The sequence below is a fragment of the Mesorhizobium sp. AR07 genome (genome assembly GCF_024746815.1).
Classification (GTDB): domain Bacteria; phylum Pseudomonadota; class Alphaproteobacteria; order Rhizobiales; family Rhizobiaceae; genus Mesorhizobium.
Genome location: NZ_CP080525.1, coordinates 2,590,924 through 2,604,692, shown reverse-complemented (window position 1 = coordinate 2,604,692; position 13,769 = coordinate 2,590,924). Strand labels below are relative to the sequence as shown.

At 63.8% G+C, this 13,769-nt stretch carries 13 protein-coding genes; 6 read left to right on the top strand and 7 right to left on the bottom strand.

The window, feature by feature from the left end; all coding sequences use genetic code 11:
* Positions 1-28 precede the first annotated feature (28 nt).
* From waaC to rfaD, 3 genes are read right to left on the bottom strand one after another with little or no spacing between them, the layout of a single operon-like run.
* The gene (gene waaC / locus BPNPMPFG_RS13365; protein WP_258595871.1) at positions 29-1,003 is read right to left on the bottom strand and encodes a lipopolysaccharide heptosyltransferase I; all 975 of its coding nucleotides are present in this window, start codon (positions 1,001-1,003) and stop codon (positions 29-31) included.
* Positions 1,000-2,007 carry a lipopolysaccharide heptosyltransferase II gene (gene waaF, locus BPNPMPFG_RS13360; RefSeq protein ID WP_258595869.1) on the bottom strand — a complete coding sequence of 336 codons (1,008 nt, stop codon included), beginning with the start codon at positions 2,005-2,007 and terminating at the stop codon, positions 1,000-1,002. The genes waaC and waaF overlap by 4 nt, the downstream gene beginning before the upstream one ends.
* Positions 1,980-2,930, bottom strand: a complete 951-nt coding sequence (rfaD, locus tag BPNPMPFG_RS13355) for an ADP-glyceromanno-heptose 6-epimerase (RefSeq protein WP_258595868.1) — start codon at positions 2,928-2,930, stop codon at positions 1,980-1,982. Before rfaD ends, waaF begins: the two co-directional genes overlap by 28 nt.
* A 163-nt stretch (positions 2,931-3,093) precedes the next feature.
* On the opposite strand from rfaD, the gene BPNPMPFG_RS13350 reads away from it, so the two are divergent.
* From BPNPMPFG_RS13350 to BPNPMPFG_RS13335, 4 genes are all read left to right on the top strand, one after another.
* On the top strand, positions 3,094-3,726 hold the full coding sequence (locus tag BPNPMPFG_RS13350) for a LysE family translocator (protein ID WP_258595866.1): 633 nt from the start codon (positions 3,094-3,096) through the stop codon (positions 3,724-3,726).
* A 141-nt stretch (positions 3,727-3,867) separates the two neighbouring features.
* Entirely contained in the window at positions 3,868-5,361 is a 1,494-nt protein-coding gene (rfaE1, locus tag BPNPMPFG_RS13345) for a D-glycero-beta-D-manno-heptose-7-phosphate kinase (RefSeq protein WP_258595865.1), read from the top strand.
* Positions 5,362-5,368: 7 nt separating this feature from the next.
* Positions 5,369-5,941 carry a D-sedoheptulose-7-phosphate isomerase gene (locus BPNPMPFG_RS13340; protein ID WP_258595864.1) on the top strand — a complete coding sequence of 191 codons (573 nt, stop codon included), beginning with the start codon at positions 5,369-5,371 and terminating at the stop codon, positions 5,939-5,941.
* On the top strand, positions 5,934-6,599 hold the full coding sequence (locus BPNPMPFG_RS13335; protein ID WP_258595863.1) for an HAD family hydrolase: 666 nt from the start codon (positions 5,934-5,936) through the stop codon (positions 6,597-6,599). The genes BPNPMPFG_RS13340 and BPNPMPFG_RS13335 overlap by 8 nt, the downstream gene beginning before the upstream one ends.
* Here the strand turns inward: BPNPMPFG_RS13335 and BPNPMPFG_RS13330 are convergent.
* The gene (locus BPNPMPFG_RS13330; RefSeq protein ID WP_258595861.1) at positions 6,500-7,396 is read right to left on the bottom strand and encodes a glycosyltransferase family 2 protein; all 897 of its coding nucleotides are present in this window, start codon (positions 7,394-7,396) and stop codon (positions 6,500-6,502) included. The genes BPNPMPFG_RS13335 and BPNPMPFG_RS13330 overlap by 100 nt on opposite strands.
* A gap of 247 nt (positions 7,397-7,643) precedes the next feature.
* Complete coding sequence (locus BPNPMPFG_RS13325) at positions 7,644-8,123, bottom strand: Lrp/AsnC family transcriptional regulator (RefSeq protein ID WP_258595860.1); 480 nt, start codon at positions 8,121-8,123, stop codon at positions 7,644-7,646.
* Between the two features lie 248 nt (positions 8,124-8,371).
* On the opposite strand from BPNPMPFG_RS13325, the gene trxB reads away from it, so the two are divergent.
* Both trxB and BPNPMPFG_RS13315 read left to right on the top strand, forming a co-directional pair.
* Complete coding sequence (gene trxB, locus BPNPMPFG_RS13320) at positions 8,372-9,346, top strand: thioredoxin-disulfide reductase (protein WP_258595858.1); 975 nt, start codon at positions 8,372-8,374, stop codon at positions 9,344-9,346.
* Between the two features lie 80 nt (positions 9,347-9,426).
* Positions 9,427-10,323: a LysR family transcriptional regulator gene (locus tag BPNPMPFG_RS13315; RefSeq protein ID WP_258595856.1), complete on the top strand. Its 897-nt coding sequence runs from the start codon at positions 9,427-9,429 to the stop codon at positions 10,321-10,323.
* 79 nt (positions 10,324-10,402) lie between these two features.
* On the opposite strand, the gene BPNPMPFG_RS13310 is transcribed toward BPNPMPFG_RS13315, so the two are convergent.
* Together BPNPMPFG_RS13310 and BPNPMPFG_RS13305 are read right to left on the bottom strand one after the other, a co-directional pair.
* On the bottom strand, positions 10,403-10,900 hold the full coding sequence (locus BPNPMPFG_RS13310; RefSeq protein ID WP_258595854.1) for a methyltransferase family protein: 498 nt from the start codon (positions 10,898-10,900) through the stop codon (positions 10,403-10,405).
* A gap of 723 nt (positions 10,901-11,623) precedes the next feature.
* Positions 11,624-13,675: an elongation factor G gene (locus tag BPNPMPFG_RS13305; protein ID WP_258595852.1), complete on the bottom strand. Its 2,052-nt coding sequence runs from the start codon at positions 13,673-13,675 to the stop codon at positions 11,624-11,626.
* Positions 13,676-13,769 lie beyond the last annotated feature (94 nt).

Sequence of the window (13,769 nt, the reverse complement as noted above, 5' to 3'; positions counted from 1 at the left end):
GACTCGCCGGAGCGAAATCTGAAAAGTCCTAAGCCGGCGCTTGCAATTGAAGTACCAATAGCCTCTCTGCCTCGGCCACCACGTCCGCCGGCGCAACACGCCCACCTGCTGTGGCCAAAAGCGTCGACGCATATGGCCCGCGCGGGCCGGTGAGGCCGGGCTCGGTCGCCAGGAACACTGCAACCGTCGGCAGCCCGAAGGCACTGGCGAGGTGGGTGAGGCCGGTGTCGGCGCCGATCACCAGCGTCGAGCGGCCGATGATGGCGGCAATTTCGGCCAGTGGCGATTTGGGCACCATTATCGTTGACGGAATAGCTTCCGCGATTGCTTCGGCCACCGCTTTCTCACGCTCGTTCGACCATGTGGTGACCGGCGTCATTCCCCTTTCAACCAGCAGGCGGGCGGTTTCGATCCAGTCTTGGACCGGCCATTTTTTGTCCTCACGGCTGGTGCCGTGCAGCAGGAAAGCGGTTCTGCCGCCGATGCCGGCGAGATTGCCTGATAGCGGGACGATGCCCGAGTCCAGCGCCGAAAGATCGGGCTGATAGCCGAGCGCCAGCCCGAACAGCCGCCGCGTCCGTTCGATGGCGTGCAGGTCACGCGGCACGGCGTAGGTGACGTCGTATAACAGGGTTGCCGAAGGTTCGCGTGCGCTGGAGCGGTCGAAGCCGGCAATCGGCGCGCCGGCCTGCCTTGCCACCAGGGCGGATTTCAGCAGACCTTGCGCATCGATGACCAGGTCATAACGGCACGCACGCAAGGTGCGGCGCAACAAAGCCGCCTCGCGCCAGGTGCCACCGTCGAGCAGCGCCTTGCGCCAGCGCCGGATCGCCACCGTGTGGATCTTGTCGATGGCCGGATGCAGCGCCACGATGCCGGCGAATGCCTCTTCCACGCACCAGTCGAAGGACACGTCCGGCCTGACAAGACGGGCATCCTCGACCGCGGGAAAGGTGTGGATGACATCGCCCATCGAGGATGTCTTGACGATCAGCACTTTCATGCGGCTGCCGGGATTTCCAGCAGCCGGTCCGCCGCCGCCGCGACCTGTGCGACCTCAAGCGTCTTCAGGCAGTTGAGATGGCCGAGCGGGCAGATCTTCTTGTGGCAAGGCGAACAGGACAGGCCGAGCCAGACCAGTTCGCGGCGTTCCGCCATTGGCGGCGTATTTTCGGGCGAAGTCGAGCCGTAGACGGCAACGATCGGCGTGCCGACTCCCGCCGCGACATGCATCAGCCCGCTGTCGTTGGACACCGCCAGCCTTGCCGCTGAGATCAGGTCGATGGCATCCTCCAGCCGCGTTTGGCCAGCGAGGTCGACAACGCCGGGTGCGAGTGCGGCGATCTCAGCCGTCACGTCGCGGTCGTTCTTCGAGCCGAACAGCACGACCTTCAAACCCTTGTCCATGAAGTCACGGGCAAGCCCGGCATAGCTTTCGCTCGGCCAGCGCTTGGCCGGGCCGAATTCGGCACCGGGCATCAGCGCCACGAATTTCTGCGGTGCGAGCCCGAAGCGATCGAGCAGGGCGGCCTGGTTTTTCGCGTCCACTGTCAGCCGGGGCGCCTGGAAGCTACCGCCCTGGGCGAGACTGAAATAGGCCTGCGCGGTGCGTCGCTTCACGGCATCGGGCAGCGGCACGATGTCAGTCAGCAGGCCATAGCGCATTTCGCGCAAATGGCCGAAACGGCGCGGAATGCGGGCAAAGAACGGGATCAGCGCCGATTTCCAGCTGCCCGGCAGGATATAGGCCATGTCGTAGCGGCCGCGCAGCAGGCGGCCGAAGCGGCGACGAATGGTGAATTCGAGCGCGCCGGGTTTGAGCGGAAAGTCGATCTGCTGGCGTATCTCCGGCATGCGCTTGACCAGCGGTGCGGCCCAGGCCGGCGCCAGCACATCGATCGCGGCGTTGGGATACAGCTCTTTCAGCGCCGAAAACAGGCACTGCGCCATCACCATATCGCCCACCCAGCGTGGGCCGATCACGAGGATCGTTGGGCTTTCAGCCATTCGACATAGTCTCTGACACCGGTTTCCACTGTCCGGAATTGGCCATTGTAACCGGCCGCGCGCAAACGGGACATATCAGCTTGCGTGAAGCTCTGGTAGCTGCCCTTGAGATTGTCGGGGAATTCGATGAACTCGATCTGCCCTTGGCCCAGCGTGTCGATGACGGTTTCGGCAATGGCGCGGAAGGGCTGGGCGCGGCCGGTGCCGCAATTGAAGATGCCGCTCGCGCCGCGCTTCCACAGCCACAGATTGACGTCGGCGACATCGCCGACATGGATGAAGTCGCGGCTTTGTTCGCCAGGTCCGAACCCATCATAGGCGCCGAACAGCTTCGGGTTCTCGCCGCGTTCGACCTGGTTGAACAGATGGAAGGCGACAGAAGCCATGGTGCCCTTGTGCGCCTCGCGCGGGCCATAGACGTTGAAGTAGCGCAGGCCTGCAACCTGCGAATGGTCGGTATCGAAGACGGTGCGCCTGACATAGTCGTCGAACAGCTTCTTGGAATAGGCGTAGACGTTGAGCGGCCGCTCGAGCGCCGGGTCCTCGCGAAATTCCGAGCCGCCGCCATAGACGGAAGCCGAGGAGGCGTAGAGGAAGGGTACGCGCAGCGCCTGGCAGGCATGCAGCAGCCGCTTCGAGAAGGCGTAATTCACCCCCATCATGAACTTGCCGTTCCATTCGGTGGTGGTCGAGCAGGCGCCTTGATGGAAGACGGCCTCGATGCGGCCGAGTGAACCGGCCTCCATGCGAGACAGGAAATCGTCCTTGTCGAGATAGTCGGCGATCCTGAGATCAGCGAGATTGACGATCTTGTGGCCGTCGGTGAGGTCGTCGACGACGAGGATGTCGTCATGCCCTTCGGCGTTGAGCGCGGCGACGATGTTGGAGCCGATCATGCCGGCGCCGCCCGTAACGATGATCATGTTGTTGACCCTGATACGCGTTTCGCTTGTCGATTCCGGCCCTTATAAGGGAGGCAGGGTGGGCTGTCGACAAAGCAGGCAGCGGAGCGGATGTCACAGTGGCGCCGCAAAGCTTCCGCTTCAGTTGGTTTGTGCCGCCCGGCATGATCGCGAGGACAAAAGAATGCCGTCGACCGAACTGCTTGTCGCGTTTTTCGCCACCACGGCGATCTTCGCCTATATTCCCGGCCCGGCGATGCTCTACGCCGCCGCGCAAACGATGGCGCGCGGCCGCTGGTCCGGGCTGACGGCGGCACTTGGCATTCACCTGGGCGGCTATGTGCATGTTTTCGCTGCCGCGGCCGGCCTGTCGGTGCTGTTTCACGCCGTGCCGCCGCTCTACATGGCGGTCAAGCTGGTCGGCGCGCTCTATCTGATCTGGCTTGGCGTCGCCCTGTTCCGCAAGCGCGTCGAGGGCGATGCGGCGCTGCCCGCGATCGAGCGGAAATCGGCACGGCGCGCTTTTTTCGAGAGCATCACCGTGGAGGTGCTCAATCCCAAGACGGCGATCTTCTTCATGGCGTTCCTGCCGCAGTTCATCGATGCCTCGGCGGTGTTTCCGGTCTGGCTGCAGTTCGTCGTGCTGGGCACCATCGTCAACCTGATGTTCTCTTCGGCCGATGTCGTCTGCGTGTTCCTGGCCGGCGCGGTGATCGGCCGGCTGCGGCGCTCTAGCCGCGCGCAGCGCCTGATGCAGCGGGCCGGCGGTGCGGTTCTGGTAGGATTGGGCGTGCACGTTGCCTTGCAGAAGAGCTGACCGCCGGGGCCACCGCGGTCACGTCCTGCCGTTGCGCTGCGCGAAATTGCGGTATATCGGCTTCGCCATGAAAGATCCGGCCCGTCAATCGATGACCATCAGCAAGATTGAGATCGGCCTTTCCCGCGCGTTGCCAGTGACATGATCAAGCACAATCCGCCTTCCCCCGAACCCCTGCACCGCGCCATTGCGCGGTTCGGCCAGGCCACCGTGCTGGTGGTCGGCGACTTCATCCTCGACCGTTTCGTCAACGGCGTCATCGAGCGGATCTCGCCGGAAGCGCCGATCCCGGTGCTGCACGGGCGCGGCGAGAGCTCGACGATGGGCGGCGCCGGCAATGTCGTCGCCAACATCGTCTCGCTTGGCGCGTCCGCCATTCCGGTGTCGGTGATCGGCGCTGACGCGGCCGGCGACAATCTGGTGCGCATGCTGCGCGAACTCGGCGCCGAGACAGTGGGCCTGGCGCAGGAGCGTGGCCGCATGACCTCGTCGAAAAGCCGCTTCAGCGCGCTCAACCAGCAGGTGCTGCGGTTCGACGAGGAGGAAATCAAGCCGCTCGGCGCCGCGGAGCGCGCCGGCCTGATCCAGCATTTCCGCGCGGCACTGACGCGCGCCGACATCGTCATCCTGTCCGACTACGGCAAGGGCATATTGCTCGATGGCGTCGCCGGCGACCTGATCGCTATCTGCCGTGAGGCGGGAAAGCTGGTCCTGGTCGACCCGAAGGGCCGCGACTATGCGCGTTATGCCGGGGCGACAGCCATCACCCCCAATCGAAAGGAGCTTGGCGAGGCTGTCGGCCACGCGGTGTTCGCCGATGACGAGATCGTGGCGGCGGCGCGCCAGCTGATTTCGGCGCATGGCTTCGACTTCGTCGTCGCGACGCGCAGCGAAAAGGGCATGAGCGTGGTCGCCCCGACCGAGGCGCGCCACATCGCCACCCAGGCGCGCGAAGTGTTCGACGTCTCGGGCGCCGGCGACACGGTGATCGCGAGCTTCGCGCTGGCGCTGGCGGCAGGTGCTGACCCTGTCGCGGCTGCCTCGATCGCCAACGCAGCCGGCGGCGTCGTGGTGGGCAAGCGCGGCACCGCGCGGCTGACGGTCGAGGAGCTTACCGGCGCGCTGTTCCGCTCGCATGGACCGACCGCCCACAAGGATGCCATCCTAGACGCCACATCAGCCGCACGCATGGTGGCGGCGTGGAAGGAAGAGGGCTTGAGCGTCGGCTTCACAAATGGCTGTTTCGACATCCTGCATGCCGGCCATGTCAGTCTCTTGCACGCGGCGCGCAGCCAGTGCGACCGGCTGGTGCTTGGCCTCAATAGCGATGCCTCGGTGCGGCGGCTGAAGGGCGCGGGGCGGCCGGTGAACGACCAGCATGATCGCGCCTGCGTGCTCGCAGCCCTTGCCTCGGTCGATGCGGTCGTGGTGTTCGAGGAGGATACGCCGCTGGCGCTGATCGAAGCCCTGCTGCCCGACATACTGGTCAAGGGCGCCGATTACACGATCGACACCGTGGTCGGCGCCGATGTGGTGCAGAAGGCTGGCGGGCGCGTCGTGCTGGTCGATCTCGTCGCCGGCAAGAGCACCACCAGCACCATCGGCAAATTGCGTGCCGGCGGCACCACGAACTGAGGGTTTCATGTCTGAACTGAACGATTACCTGGTCCGCTCCGCGGCTGCGATTTCCGCTATGGTCGAGCGTGACCTGACCAGCGAGATGGAGCGGGCGGCGAGCGCCGTCGTGACGGCCCTTTCGTCGGGGAAAGCCCTGCTGATCTGCGGCAATGGCGGCTCGGCCAGCGATGCCATCCACATTGCCGGCGAACTGGTCGGCCGCTTCCTGAAAGAGCGCAAGGCCTACAATGTCATCGCACTGCCGGCCAATGCGGCGGTGCTGACCGCCTGGGGCAACGACTACGGCTTCGACACGGTGTTTTCGCGCCAGGTCGAGGCGCATGGCTCGTCCGGCGGCGTGCTGCTGGCGATCTCGACCAGCGGCAATTCGCCGAGCATCCTCGCCGCCGCCGAACAGGCGCGGATGATGGGCATGACGGTGATCAGCCTGACCGGCGACACCGGCGGCAAGCTCAAGCCGCTGTCCGACATCCTGCTCAATGTGCCGTCGACCTCGACGCCGATCATCCAGCAGGGGCATTTGTGCCTCTACCACCACCTGTGCGAGGTGGTCGAAGCGCGTCTCAGCAATGGCTGACACGGATGCCACGACGTCCGGCCCCTATCCGCTGGCGGAGCCCGGCCTGTGGGTCGAGCGGGTCGGTTCGAGGGTGTTTCCCGCCGGCGCGCCGGCGCTGTTCCTCGACCGCGACGGTACCGTCAACGTCGATACCGGCTATCCCGATGATCCGGCCAAGATGGTGCTGTGCGACGATATCGCCGCGGCGATCGGTGCCGCCAACCGGGCCGGCATTCCCGTCATCGTCGTCACCAACCAGTCTGGCATCGCGCGCGGCTATTTTGGCTGGAGCGAGTTCGCCGCGGTCAACGGCCGCGTGCTCGACTTGTTGCGCGCCGACAACGCGTCCGTCGACATGGTCTTGGCCTGTGCCTATCACGAGGCAGGCGAGGGGCCGCTTGCGATCGCCGATCATCCGATGCGCAAGCCCAATCCGGGTATGCTGCTGGAGGCGGGCAAACGTCTCGGGCTCGATCTGCCGCGCTCGCTGATCGTCGGCGACAAGCCGGCGGACATGGAGGCGGGACGGCGCGCCGGCCTCTCACGGGGCTGGCTGGTCGATGGCGAATCGGCTGTTCAATCGGGTTTCACAGTCTGGCCCTGGCGCGACCGCGAGGATTTCGGCGGCCTGCTCGCCGCAATAGCGGCACTAGGCGCCGTGTCAGGCCGGCCGTGATGGCTCGCCCGATCATTGTCTCGCGACGCTTCGTAAAGCTTGGCCTCTGTGGCGAACGAATACACCATCACCATCATTGAATAGACGAACCCATGTCGGCCGCACAGGAAATAGCGCTTGGCCAGGTAGAATTTCAGGAAGTTGCCGAACGGCGACAGCACCAGTTTTGTCAGGCCGGGCTTCTTGCCTCTCTCGACCAGCGTGGCAACTTTGAGGCTGGAGTACGTGTTGGCTCTTGCCAGATCCTCCGCGACAGTGATTTCGCGGCGATGCAGCAACACGCCGCTTTCAATCGTGTTGGTTTGGCCCGGCACCTCGAACGATTCATGGACCCGCAAGTCAAGGTCCATGGTGGCCTTGTCACGGCGGAAAAGACGCAGCAGCCTGTTGTGCAGCACCCAGCGGTGCGCATAGCCATAGCCTTTCAGCTTGTCGCGGCGTCTTACGTACCATCCGTCGATGGCGTCATTTTGAGGCTGCGTCACGGCCACGATCGACTGCCTGAGCAGGTCGTCGACGGCCTCATCGGCTTCAATCGAAAGGCACCATGGCTGCGTGGCTTGATCGAGCGTGAATTGTCGCTGGCGTGGAAAACCCGGCCAGTCGTTGTGAAACAGCCTTATCGGATAGCCCTTGGCGATGAACTCCTGAATGACGTCCAGGGTGTTATCCGTCGAACCTGAATCAACGATGATGATCTCGGCGCAGAAGTCGACGCTTTCCAGGCACGGTCCGATCATGTCGGCTTCGTTCATGCAGATGACAAGCGCCGAAACCGGGCTAGAAAATCGAGTCATGATCCCACTCTACGGCACGCTGTTCTGGGAATTTGCGCAGCTTGCGCCATCTGTTCTTACGCGACTCCGGACGAAAAACCGTACACACTTTCCCTGAAATCGCCTTAGGAAACCAACTAGGCGGCCGGGTCCGGCAGAACGCCCCGGCTTTCTACACCAGAGCCTGTCGAATGCGAAAGCGGCCCTGGTATGACGAAACGGGAATTCGCATCGGCCAGGCACGACGTGGTGCTGCCGGTCGACCGTTTCAAGGCTGTGCAAACGAGACCAGGCCTTCGTCCTTGACCCGGCGGATGGTGAGCGCGGTGCGCACCGTGTCGACATTCAGAGTCGAAGTCAGCTCCTCGATAACGAAGGTCTGGAAGGCGCCGAGGTCGCTCGCCACGCAATGCAGCAGGAAATCGGATTCCCCCGACACCATCCAGGCGTCGCGCACGATCGGCCAGCCTCGGGTGCGCTCGGCAAAGGTGCGCAGCTCGGCGTCGGCCTGGTGATGCAGGCCGATCAGGCAGAAGGCGACGACATCGAGGCCGAGCGCCGGCGCATTGAGCAGGGCGCGGTAGCCGCGGATGATGCCGGCTTCCTCCAGCCGTTTGACGCGACGCAGGCATGGCGGCGCCGAAATGCCGACGCGGTTCGACAGTTCGACATTGGTCATGCGCCCATCGGCTTGAAGTTCGCGCAGGATCTTCCAGTCGATGGCGTCGAGGTCGGCCTTGAGCGGCATGAGGGCTCTCGAGAAGTCGGGGCAACGCGTAAGAATCTTGCGTGATTTTGTAATTAAACGACTTCGCTGTCCATTCCATCCCTCGCTCGGAATATTTCTAGGATCAACACAGCGACAGGGTGCGACAAAGCTTTCCGGGGACGAACGCCAACTTGCCTTGCTGGCGTCGTGGGCAACACTTACATTACGCGCGACAGCGACGAGTTTCCATGCCGCAATCGCCGGCAATCCTCCGCAGAGGCTTCTAGATGACCACCAAGCACGCGCCCGTTCTCATCATCGGTTCCGGCCCGGCCGGCTACACGGCGGCGGTCTACGCGGCCCGCGCCATGCTGAAGCCGATGCTTGTCGCCGGCCTGCAGCAGGGCGGCCAGCTGATGATCACCACCGATGTCGAGAATTATCCCGGCTTCGCCGACCCCATCCAGGGTCCGTGGCTGATGGAGCAGATGCTGAAGCAGGCAGAGCATGTCGGCACCGACATCATCAACGACATCATCACCGAGGTCGATCTCAATGTGCGGCCGTTCCGCGCCAAGGGCGATTCCGGCACCACCTATACCGCCGACGCGCTGATCATCGCCACCGGCGCTCAAGCCAAATGGCTGGGCATTCCGACCGAACAGACCTTCATGGGCTTCGGCGTGTCGGCCTGCGCCACCTGCGACGGCTTCTTCTATCGCGGCAAGGATGTCGCGGTGATCGGCGGCGGCAATTCCGCGGTTGAAGAGGCGCTCTATCTGTCGAACCTGGCCAAGAGCGTGACGGTCATCCACAGGCGCAGCGATTTCCGCGCCGAACGCATCCTGCGCGAACGGCTCCTGAAGAAGGAAAATGTCCGCGTCATCTGGGACACGATCGTCGACGAGATCACCGGCCGTCCCGGCAAGACGCCACTGCCGCCGTCGGTCGAAGGGCTGAAGCTGCGCAACGCGGTCACGGGTCAGGAAACGCACCTCAAGGTCGACGGCGTGTTCGTGGCGATCGGCCACGCGCCGGCGGTCGAGCTTTTCGCCGGCAAGCTGAAGCAGAAGCCGAACGGCTATCTGTGGACGGCGCCGGATTCGACCCGCACCGACGTGCCCGGCGTGTTCGCGGCAGGCGACGTGACCGACGACATCTACCGCCAGGCGGTGACGGCGGCGGGGCTCGGCTGCATGGCGGCACTCGAGGCGGAGAAGTATCTGGCCGGTATCGAGGTGCACCGCGAAGCGGCGGAGTAGAGAGTTCAGAAAACGGCTTAGAAAGGCCGTGTAAAAGCCTGATTTTTCATTCAGACGCCAAAAACAGAACGAGGGGAATCATGGCGTTGGACTGGGACAAGCTACGCGTGTTTCACGCTGCGGCGGAGGCGGGGTCGTTTACCCATGCGGCCGAGACATTGCATCTGTCGCAATCGGCGATCTCGCGGCAGGTCAGCGCGCTCGAGCATGATGTCGGCGTGCCGCTGTTCAACCGCCACGCTCGCGGCTTGGTGCTGACCGAACAGGGCGAAATGCTGTTCCGCACGGCGCATGACGTGCTGATGAAGCTCGAAACCATCAAGTCGCGGCTGACCGAGACCAAGGATCGCCCCTCCGGCGTGCTCCGAGTGACGACGACGGTGGGTCTTGGCGCCGGCTGGCTGACCGAGCGTGTGCAGGAGTTCATCGAGCTCTATCCCGAAATCAGCCTACAGCTGATCCTTGCCAACGAGGAACTCGACCTGACCATGCGCCAGGCCGATTGCGCCATCCGGCTGCGCCAGCCGCAGCAGCCGGATCTGATCCAGCGCCGCCTGTTCACCGTGCACTTCCATCTCTACGCCTCGCCCGCCTATGTCGCCAAGCACGGCAAACCGGGTTCGGTGGCCGAGTTGAAGAGCCATCGCATCGTTACCTTCGGCGTGCCGGTGCCGTCGCATCTGTCGGAGCTGAACTGGCTGGAAACGGTCGGCGATTTCGACGGCGGACAAAGGGTGCCGACGCTGCAGATCAACGACATATTGTCGATCAAGCGCGCCGTGCAGGGCGGTGCCGGCATCGCCATGCTGCCCGACTATGTGATCAGCAAGGACTCCGACCTCGTGCAATTGCTGCCGGAGACCGAGGTGCCGTCCTTCGACACCTATTTCGCCTATCCCGACGCGATGAAGAACCAGGCCAAGCTGCATGTGTTCCGCGACTTCATCATCGCCAAGGCCCGAAGCTGGTCCTTCTGAGGGCATATCGATATTCAGGTGATCCGGCCTGACCTGAATCTCAACATGCCCTGGAACGGCGGTGCTTCGTTTCTTCGGATCACCCCCGCCAGGGCGTCAGCCGCGGCAGCCAGCCGGGCACGTTGCGGCGGTAGGTTTCGTATTCGTCGCCGTAGCGGCGGGCCAATGTCGGCTCCTCATAAAACCTGACGAAGGAACCCATGGCGATCGCGCCGATGACGGCGTAAGCGGCAAGCGTCCAGCTCAAGAACAGCAGCGCCTGGCCGAGGATGATCGACAGTACGGCGACATACATCGGGTTGCGGACATAGCGGTAGATGCCGCCGATCACCAGCCTCTCGGTCGGCGCGACCGGAGCGGGCGTGCCCAGGCCCTCGAGCGCAAAGCGACCGAAGGCATGCAGCAGCGCGGCAATCGCTACGATGATCAGGAGCCCGCCAACAGGGACAAAGCCCGGCAGGCTCGACCACGGCAAGGCCCAGCGATCGGTCAACAGCCAGGGCAACAGCCCGGCAACCACGCCGGGTGCCGCGATGAAGAAGGCGGCGCTGCCGGCGATCGCTGAAGACGTCCGCATTGGATGCTTTCCCCTAACTGCCTGAGAAATGAACGCCTGCTGCCCGCTTCCGCGTCACTGCGCAGTTTTGGCGTTTCGAGCCAAAAACCGATCGCGATTGGCGATCCTGTACTGAGAATCGCATTGCCCGGCGCTCGGTTTCGGTGTTTTTGCTGGTCCTATTCGTCTTGGATATGGGTTAGACCACAGCCTGCGTCTTTTTGCATGCGTGTGTTGCAAAATAGATGCTTGTTTCTTGGGCATGATGAGCAGATATATAGATCATCTCCTGGGCGCGTTCTCCTCCCATTAGCGCCCTCGAGTGTTCCCCTCTGGAGGTTAGCCTTAACAGGCACTTCCAATCAAACTCAGCCGGATCTTCGTTGATCCGGCTTTTTTGTTGCCTGAGCCCTGCCGGGGCGGCTGAAAAGTTCATCAGAATTGCCGCGTAACAGTGACATGTAACCTCGGGTAACATGTCGCGGACGCTCAACACCTGCTATGCAGATCATAGGACGCGGTGTGGTCGTGCGGGAGATGGGGGCATCACTCGGACGGCCCGGGCTCAGGCGGCTACCGCGTCCGAACCTTCTCCCGCCGAAACCCGGCGGCATAAAATGCGGCGGACCTGCCGTTTTACCTCCCAAGGAAACGGTCCGCAATAAAACGACGCCCGGTCCCCGCCGGGCGTCGTTTCCATTTCGCCCCCTCAAACCAAGGTTCGCAGGGGCGTGGTGCCTGAAATCAAGCAGCCTTGCCGTTGGCGTTCATCGCCTCGTCGGCGAGTCGACCGGTGAGTTCGGCCATGTGGTCGAAGGCGGCACGGTAGCTGGCGACGCCCGCTGTTGCCGAGCGCAACTCGATGATCAAGTCGCCGATCTCGGCTTGCGGCATGGTTGCCTCGACGACATCCCATCCCGGCCAGTCGGGCCGCGCGTCGTAGCCGAGGATCTGGCCGCGCCGCTGCGGGATCAGCGCGATGATCTTCGATGTCGCGTCGGACGGCGTGACGATCTCGACTTTCATCACCGGCTCCAGAAGCACCGGCGAGCAGGCGGCCATGCCTTCCTTCATCGCCAGTCTGGCCGCCATCTGGAAGGCCATGTCGGAGGAATCGACCGCATGGTAGGAGCCGTCCGAGAGGTTGACGGCGACATCGACGACGGGAAAGCCGAGCGGGCCGGACTTCAGATAGTCGCGCACGCCGGTCTCGACCGACTGGATGTAGGTCTTCGGCACGACGCCGCCGGTGATGGTGTCGGTGAACTGGAAGCCGGCGCCGCGCGGCAGCGGCTTGATCTCGATCACCACGTCGCCGAACTGGCCATGGCCGCCGGACTGTTTCTTGTGGCGGCCGCGCTGCTGCGCCGATTTGCGGATCGTCTCGCGATAGGGCACCGCCGGCGCATGGCCTTCGACCGGAATCTGGTTCTTGCCTTCCAGCCGCTCACGCACGACGCGCAGATGCATCTCGCCATGGCCCGACAGCACGGTCTCGGCCGAGTCCTGGTTGTGGCGCAGGCTGAGCGAGGGGTCTTCCTCAGCCAGCCGCTGAATGGCGGCCGACATTTTCACTTCGTCCTTGCGCTCCTTGGGGCGCAGGGCGAAAGCGAAGACCGGCTGCGGCGGCTCGGATTCGAACAGCTGTTTGGCGCCGCCTTTGGCCGAACTCAGCGTCTGGCCGGTCTTGACCTCATCCAGCTTGCCCAGCGCCACCGTGTCGCCGGCCTTGGCTATGGTGAGCTTGGACTGGTCCTTGCCGAGCATCCTGTAGATGCCGGAAACCTTTGCCGTGTCGCTGCCGGGCAGCCAGAGTTCGGAGCCGTCGACGACCTGGCCGGACAGGATGCGCGACACCGACAGCTTGCCGCCATGTGGGGTGTGAATGGTCTTCATCACCTGGACCACGGTGGCCGCGCCGTCGGGCGCGCCGAGCCGTTGGCGAGTTGCTCCGATGTCGGGTGCGTCGTGGCGGATCGCTTTCAAGAGGCGCAGCACGCCATTGCCTTTCTCGGCGGTGCCGATCAGCACCGGCGTCACCGCGCCATCGCGCAGATCGGCGGCGAGGTCGTCGAAGACGGCGTCCTTGGGCGGCTCGATCTCCTCGAGCAGCTGTTCCATGAGCCGGTCGTCATGGTCGGCCAGCGTCTCCAGCATGGAGAAGCGCGCCTCCAGCTCGCGCGCCTTGTCGTCGCCCGGTATCTCAGCCACCTCGCTCTCGGCATATTCGCGATAGATGTAGGCGCGCTCCAGCGCCAGATCGATCGAGCCGATGACGACGCCGTCCTTGCGCAGCGGAATCTGGCGCAGCAGCAGCGGCACCGAGCTTGCCGGCTGCAGCATCTTCAGCGTGTCGCGCACACCGGCGATTGCCTTGTCGACCTTGTTGAGGAACAGGATGCGCGGCACGCCGAGATCGTCGAGCTTGCGCATGATCAATTGCAGGGCAGGGATCTTCTTTTCGTCGGCCTCGGCAACGACCACGGCGAGGTCGCAGGCGGCCAGCACCGGCTCGGCCTCGAAAGAGAATTCGATGGACCCGGGACAGTCGACGAAGGTCAATTGCTCGCCCATGAACTCGGTGGTGGCAATTGTCGCCTCGACGCTCATGGCGTGGGCGCGCGCCTCGGGCGAATGATCTGAAACGGTGTTGCCTGATGAAACGGGATTTTGTCGGGGAATTGAGCCCGTGCGGGCCAATATGGCTTCGAGAAGTGTCGTCTTACCGCTTGCGAAGGGACCGACTATGGCAATGCATTTCGGTCCCGTGCGTCGTCCTCCGGCGCGAGTACCCATGACTGACCTCCACTCAGGCGTTTCCCGCAGGACCGACTGGCATCCATGGTTCAGGCGTGGTCAATCGGTCCTGTGCGGCGGCCGGCCTGTTCGA

What these genes read in the sequence shown, in the direction of transcription:
- waaC (WP_258595871.1), bottom strand. Translation starts at nt 1,003, where the DNA reads ATGAAAGTGCTGATCGTCAAGACATCCTCGATGGGCGATGTCATCCAC.
- waaF (WP_258595869.1), bottom strand. Translation starts at nt 2,007, where the DNA reads ATGGCTGAAAGCCCAACGATCCTCGTGATCGGCCCACGCTGGGTGGGC.
- rfaD (WP_258595868.1), bottom strand. Translation starts at nt 2,930, where the DNA reads ATGATCATCGTTACGGGCGGCGCCGGCATGATCGGCTCCAACATCGTC.
- BPNPMPFG_RS13350 (WP_258595866.1), top strand. Translation starts at nt 3,094, where the DNA reads ATGCCGTCGACCGAACTGCTTGTCGCGTTTTTCGCCACCACGGCGATC.
- rfaE1 (WP_258595865.1), top strand. Translation starts at nt 3,868, where the DNA reads ATGATCAAGCACAATCCGCCTTCCCCCGAACCCCTGCACCGCGCCATT.
- BPNPMPFG_RS13340 (WP_258595864.1), top strand. Translation starts at nt 5,369, where the DNA reads ATGTCTGAACTGAACGATTACCTGGTCCGCTCCGCGGCTGCGATTTCC.
- BPNPMPFG_RS13335 (WP_258595863.1), top strand. Translation starts at nt 5,934, where the DNA reads ATGGCTGACACGGATGCCACGACGTCCGGCCCCTATCCGCTGGCGGAG.
- BPNPMPFG_RS13330 (WP_258595861.1), bottom strand. Translation starts at nt 7,396, where the DNA reads ATGACTCGATTTTCTAGCCCGGTTTCGGCGCTTGTCATCTGCATGAAC.
- BPNPMPFG_RS13325 (WP_258595860.1), bottom strand. Translation starts at nt 8,123, where the DNA reads ATGCCGCTCAAGGCCGACCTCGACGCCATCGACTGGAAGATCCTGCGC.
- trxB (WP_258595858.1), top strand. Translation starts at nt 8,372, where the DNA reads ATGACCACCAAGCACGCGCCCGTTCTCATCATCGGTTCCGGCCCGGCC.
- BPNPMPFG_RS13315 (WP_258595856.1), top strand. Translation starts at nt 9,427, where the DNA reads ATGGCGTTGGACTGGGACAAGCTACGCGTGTTTCACGCTGCGGCGGAG.
- BPNPMPFG_RS13310 (WP_258595854.1), bottom strand. Translation starts at nt 10,900, where the DNA reads ATGCGGACGTCTTCAGCGATCGCCGGCAGCGCCGCCTTCTTCATCGCG.
- BPNPMPFG_RS13305 (WP_258595852.1), bottom strand. Translation starts at nt 13,675, where the DNA reads ATGGGTACTCGCGCCGGAGGACGACGCACGGGACCGAAATGCATTGCC.